General features: G+C 41.0%; 6 protein-coding genes. All 6 read right to left on the reverse strand.

Annotated features, from left to right (window positions below):
* Positions 1 to 7: 7 nt before the first annotated feature.
* The 6 genes from ACTH6U_RS04415 to ACTH6U_RS04440 all read right to left on the reverse strand — a co-directional run bounded on the left by ACTH6U_RS04415 (position 8) and on the right by ACTH6U_RS04440 (position 5,744).
* Positions 8 to 553: a fimbrial protein gene (locus ACTH6U_RS04415; protein WP_336430974.1), complete on the reverse strand. Its 546-nt coding sequence runs from the start codon at positions 551 to 553 to the stop codon at positions 8 to 10.
* Positions 546 to 1,127, reverse strand: coding sequence for a fimbrial protein (locus ACTH6U_RS04420; protein ID WP_441831648.1), 582 nt, complete (start codon positions 1,125 to 1,127; stop codon positions 546 to 548). Before ACTH6U_RS04420 ends, ACTH6U_RS04415 begins: the two co-directional genes overlap by 8 nt.
* A gap of 12 nt (positions 1,128 to 1,139) precedes the next feature.
* Positions 1,140 to 1,892, reverse strand: coding sequence for a fimbria/pilus periplasmic chaperone (locus ACTH6U_RS04425; protein WP_294109584.1), 753 nt, complete (start codon positions 1,890 to 1,892; stop codon positions 1,140 to 1,142).
* A 26-nt stretch (positions 1,893 to 1,918) separates the two neighbouring features.
* On the reverse strand, positions 1,919 to 4,588 hold the full coding sequence (locus tag ACTH6U_RS04430; RefSeq protein WP_441831649.1) for an outer membrane usher protein: 2,670 nt from the start codon (positions 4,586 to 4,588) through the stop codon (positions 1,919 to 1,921).
* Positions 4,589 to 4,608: 20 nt separating this feature from the next.
* Entirely contained in the window at positions 4,609 to 5,142 is a 534-nt protein-coding gene (locus tag ACTH6U_RS04435; RefSeq protein ID WP_336430972.1) for a fimbrial protein, read from the reverse strand.
* Positions 5,143 to 5,219: 77 nt separating this feature from the next.
* Positions 5,220 to 5,744, reverse strand: coding sequence for a fimbrial protein (locus tag ACTH6U_RS04440; protein WP_294109578.1), 525 nt, complete (start codon positions 5,742 to 5,744; stop codon positions 5,220 to 5,222).
* Between the last annotated feature and the right edge of the window lie 485 nt (positions 5,745 to 6,229).

A 6,229-nucleotide genomic window follows, 5' to 3' on the forward strand; every position in this document is an offset into this window, starting at 1 on the left:
GCGCCTCTCACTGATACTCGATGAGTAGGGTAGCAATGGCTTCAAAATAGCCACCCGTTAAGGTTTGAGTCATATCTCTTACAGGTACTACCGAAAATTGTGGTGCATTCGGGTAAGTGAAATTGACGGTTTGACCAACTGGGAGTTTGCTGTCATTACGCATAATAGCGATGCCTAACCCTTCAATATTTGTTGATAATGAGTTGTTGTCGAACTTGGCTCTATTGCCTTGTACTGACATTTTCATGGCTTTACTGGGCATTTTTTCGCATTTAATGTTGTAATTGACAGGCATTTTGTATGCTGTTCCATCAATACGTGTTGACATGACTTCACCGAAATTAATATCAATCATATTGCCGTCATTGATGACACAAGGAGGCGGTGCAAGTACGATGCCTCTAATGTTCACATACACAATCCCCGGAGTCGCACGCGCATTGCTTGAGGGTAATATGCGTGACTCAGGTAAGTTGGCATTGGCTGTTGAGGCCCATATTATTGCGACTAAACATAATTTTTTTGTATGTGGCCATTTTTTCAAATCAGTCATAATTCACCCTAAAATCCATTACGGCTCTGAATTGGCCTTCACTTAATTTCTCGGGGGTTCTCACGGGGGTAACGTAATAAGTTAGTATTCCTTGTGGATATTCGAGAAATTGTGGTTTGCCTCGAGCACCTAAGCGAATGTCATTCCTTTGTTTATCTGTGACTTTTAGCGCTAACCCTGTCACACCTTTAACCGCTAACATTTGTGGATAATAATTATCGGCTTGCGCCACGAATGACACTGTTGCAACGGGTTGCATCGCATCCCATGTCGGGGTGTCCGTTCTTTGGTCATAAATCACACTCTGTGTCCGAATACAGTTACGAAACAGTAGGGTGAAGGGTACCGGTTCCGCTTGATCTCCCGGTTTTCGTAGCCGATATGCAGGAACATCACCAAGCGAAACTTCCTGCCATTTCGACGCCATATCGAGCGTACAGGGCGCTTCAGTGAGCTGCCCATTAACACGAATTTGTCCGTGTAGCCCCTCGACTTCCCAGCTATCTATCGCGAGTACTATTGACGGCAGTATTGTGCAGAGCACAACTGTGCAATATAGATGTGTCCTTTTCATACCAGCCTCCGCTTAATTGTCTGAGGCTGAGGCCACGGTACAATTGACCCCATTGCAGCTAAATGTCAGCTTAGGCCTACCACCATAGTCATTGATATAAGTCAGCACAGGCGCAGTGCCCAATGAACTTGTGTTGCCTTTGAGTAGTTGGCTACTTCGAGGATCAATCATCACAGGCTCAAAATTAGCGATCGTGTTGCCGTTGAGATCTTTTGCCGCATCCACAATCGTGATGTAGTAAGGGGTAGGATTATTCAGTTCATAACCATCACCTTTACGGGTGATAGTGAGTTTTTCTTGCCATGGCGAATCCAAATCTGTTCGCGAGGCATAAAGTGCTTTTGGTCGATAAAACAATTTGATGCGTGTTTGAAGCGCGATTTGCAAAACGTTTGGTTGTGAGCTTTTTGGCGGAATTTCACGCAAATTAAAATAGAACACGCTTTCCCTATCTTGCGGTAATTTGCTGATGTCAGGCAGTGATTGAATTTTGACTTGGCTTTTTTCACCAGCTTCAATGCGTTGCACTGGGGGTAATACAGTCAGTGGGGATTCCACTTTTTCACCTTGCACGTTTTCTATCCAGCCTTGGGCTAGATAGGGGAGGTCAACGTTCTGGTTTGTGACGTTTAAACTAATGGTTTTTTCTGTGCCATTAAAGATGACGCGAGTTCTATCAAGGGCAATGGCAGCATTAGCGCCACTGCTCGCAAGTGTAGATAAACTGATTATTGTGGTAATCAAGGCACTTTTTTTTATGTTCATAAATATCAACTCTTTTTCCATAAACTTTATAGTGAAGCATCATCAGTGGTGTAAGTAATATCTGGTCGCGATAATAACCAGCGTTGCTTTGGCTCTATTGCCTGTTTAGGGGCAAGATTGTCAGTTGCCGTTTGCGTCGTCACTGGAGGCACATTCACTGTGGTTGGTTGAGCCCCGCAAGGGAGTAATAATGAATTAAATTCTGTTGTTTCAATTTGTGCCGGAATTTGTATCTGGCATTGCGTTTCACCATTCCAAGTGACATTAAGTATTTCATTTGGATTTACGCCAGAAAGATAAACAGAGCCGTTATCATTAACGATCCCAACTTCATATTTTTTACTGTTGAGGACTGATGCGCCAAACGGTGGGTAGCTTCCATCTGCAAGTGCAAGTCTTACCATGGTTTTCAGACCCGAAAGCACATCGAATTTACGATAAGCAATCGCCCCTTCGGTAACAGTTAATTGTTTAACAGACTTGGTGGCTTCGACATTATCGGGAAGCTTATTCAGATCAACGCTGGTACTGGTGCGATAGTAATCGTTGATATCTGAAATAACGGCTTTACCATATCGATTGGTTTTCACGTTGGCGCCAAAACCTTTGATAGGGACATCAGCAACACCTTCGGTATCAACCATGATCCGGCTTGCGCCAGGCATATTGATGCGATGAAGAGCTGCACCATATGGGGTTATGGTTGCTCCACCTTGTAAAGAAAGTGCGGCTGAGGCGTAGTCTCCGGCAACATAACTTGCATTAGTGGTTACCGTGGCGGAATCACCATAATGGAGGAAATAGCCGTTTCCTGTCGCTCTGCCTCGAGAGCTCAGTCCGGTCCCTAAGCGATAACTATTTTTATCATCTAATCGGTCATAATAACTTACCGTATGTGAGTTACCGGTCCGGTTGATAATGCTGTTATAACTGATAGTTGCGGCATCACCCCATGGCATGGAAAAGTTTAAGTAAACGCCATCATCATTCTTTTTGCCTTCATATTGATTGCGAAAAGCAGATAAACTGGCATTGATATTTTTAAATTTCCCCAAATCAAAGTATTTAGATAACGACAAGTTATAGCGCTTGGTATTAGGTCTATTCCAATAGGTTTCATGGCTATAATTTAAATAAGCACTCAGCCCAATATCAGTGAACTGCTTGTTCAACATGATGGTATAAAGTTCTTTTGTATTTTCTTGAACAGAGCTGCGATAACGGCGATCAAGATATTGGTTCATGCTCATGAAATCACGTTCAGAAAAGCGATATCCCGCAAAAGTGATTTGGCTGTCATATTGCTCAAAGCGTTTGGAATAACTTAAGCGATAGGAACCACCTGTATAGGTTTTACTATCTAAAGGCAGCTTGGCTCGCGATTCAGTGACATCAAATGAGATTGCACCAAACATCATTAAGTCACGACCGACCCCCACCGAAAGCGCATTGTAATCACCAGCACCGAGCGCACCGCCATATAGTGACCAACCATTAGATATCCCCCACGAAAACTCACCTAATGCGAATCCTGGGCCTTCAGTATGGTGGCGTATATTACTTGGACGCCCTCCTGCAAGTTTGAACTGTACGCGGCCTGGGCGGGTCAAATAAGGGATTGTTGCGGTATCAATTTGAAATTCTTGAGTGGAGCCATCTTGTTCTTCGACTCTGACGTCAAGTTTACCGTTAACCGCATCATTTAAATCTTGAATGCGAAAAGGCCCAGGAGCCACTTGCGTTTCATACAACACACGACCTTGTTGGCTAACTGTGACTTTGGCATTTGTTTTTGCTACACCACTGACCTCGGGTGCATAACCTCGCAAATTGGGTGGTAGCATGTTGTCATCTGACATCAAGCTCGCACCAAGATAACGAAAAGACTCAAAAATACCTGAACGCAGATATTCCTCACCCAAAGTGAGTTTGGCGCTTAATGATGTAATGGCACGATAAGCGTAATATTGACTCCAATCCCAGTGACGTTCAGTGGATTGGCCTGATGTATCATTATAATTAGCTTGCCAATTTGCACGAAAACGCCATACACCAAGATTCATCCCCGCAACCCCATTACCACTAATTTGACGGCTAGATTTGCTATTTTTAGGGTCAGTGAGCTGTGTATTTAAGTTGTAATCAAATAGTGCGCCAGCGACACCGTTATCCCAACGAGCAGGGGGATCCCAGTTATCTGAAGTGAACTCAAGATAGGCTTGTGGAATAGTGATAACAATGGTTTCAGATGCTAGAGATCCACTTGCCGTCATTCCGGGCAGTGAGTCGACTTTTAGGCACTGGCCATCGTTCCACCATTGTAGTTTTTTTTGCCATTCATCTTGCAATGCAAGTTGTGACATGACCTCTGGTGATAAACAAGGAACGGTTTCCTGAGGATTACTTGCGGATGTGATATAGGCAATATCATAAACCGAAGGAAGCGTATTAGTATTAAGACTGATGTAAAAAGGATAAGTACCGGGCATAATATAGCCCGCATGAGTAAATTCACTTAAATCAATATTACTACGATCGTGAACATCTAGAATATCTGTATTGAATTCAATATTGGTATTCGCAAAGGTATATTGATTTTGCGTAATGGCAATAATAACCATTAATGCCAAAGGATTAAAAATATAACGCGCTGAGTCAGTGAAGACTTTATTTTTCTTATTTAATAGCAGAGTCATAATAGTCCCTTCGCAATAACTCAGTAATAATCCATTTTAAATTGGATTGTTGTTTTATAATTTCCTGCTTTTAGACGTTGGTTATTACTGACTAAGCGCATACCATAATTAAGTGTCATCGTGCCAGGCTCTATTGCACGAGCAGGTAAAGGTTTTCCGGGAAGTGCATGATTCCCGAAAGCATCAATAATTTTTAATGAAACACCTCTGGCTTTACCGAATAATTGAAAATTGTCACCGTCTAGTGAACCATCAAAAGTTATTTCAAAAGATTGCCAATCAGGTTTTCCGGGTGTTAATGGTGTCAGGGTGCAGTTAATCAAACGGATAGAGAAAGGGCGAATTGGCCCTTCTCTATCATGTATCATTTGACTAACGGGGATCGTCATTAATTCAATAGTCTGATCACGACTTCCGGCATCAATAGCGCAAGGGCTATCAATAATAGAGCCTTCTACTGAGACATATCCGTTTCCCTGCTCTGCATGAGATGCCATTGCAGGTATAACCATTATTCCTGAAAACACCATGACAAAAATGCCAAAGTGATTCATAAATACTCCGTGTTAAAACAATATAATTAAATGATGTAAATTTAATTAGGCCATACATCCGTGTTTAGGCCTTTTTATTATTGGTAAGCTAAAGCGAATGTTGCGATAGCTTTAAATGCACCAGGGGTTGCTGCTGTTTTGCTATCACCTTGCAGATAAGCTGCAAAGTTTAAGTCATTATTACCGTCACGCAGTGTTTGTGCATCAGAGGCTGTGCCTAATTTAATTTGCTTACCACCTGCGTTAGTAATAACAATAGCGGCATTTTGTGCTTTACCATCAATGGCTAAAGAACCGTCAGCGATTGTGCTGCTTGCGCCAGTAAAGGTTGTTGTTACTGTTTTTAATGTTTCAGTCGTACAGTTTTCTAATGCGATTTTAAAATCACGGGAGTTACTACGACCACCATCTTTTAATTCGGCAGTAGAAATTTGTCCCATAGGAACTGTTTGCTCAGAGGTTTCAGGTGTGATTGAACATGGTGCATCAATGATAGAACCTTCAAATGTGACAGTTCCGTGTCCTTGGTCGGCGGCATTAGCTGCGCCTGCAGTAATAGAGAGTCCTAGACCTAAAATTAAAGCAAGTTTATTAAGATTCATTTTGTACATTTCCATTAAATAAATAAGACATTAAATATTTAAATAAAACAGCACGCTTACCACTGTTTTATTATTAGTGCTTTCCTTTGTTTCATCTTAATTTGGTACAATATTGACGTTCTTTAAAAATATCTTTAATGAACAAAAAACCGAACAATATGCATCAAATTGACCAGTTTGGTTTTTCATTGAGTGAATGTTAATCTGATGGTTTTTATATCTTTTTTGAAGCATGTAAATAGTATTTTATTTTGTTTTTTATTTGTCTGGAGTGTGTTACTAGGTAGTAATACTTTTTATTCTATAAATCATTTTTTACACTGAAAATGATTATTGAATAATTACTTAATTATCAATTGGTTATTGTTAAACGCAGATTTAGAGTAGCGATATTTGACTTAAACTTGTAATCGAACAATAATACGAACAGTTTGATGCAAAGTGTTAATTTAAATAGTAAAAAAACACCTGCATATTGTATTTTA

The organism is Providencia sp. (assembly GCF_052096715.1).
Classification (GTDB): Bacteria; Pseudomonadota; Gammaproteobacteria; order Enterobacterales; family Enterobacteriaceae; genus Providencia.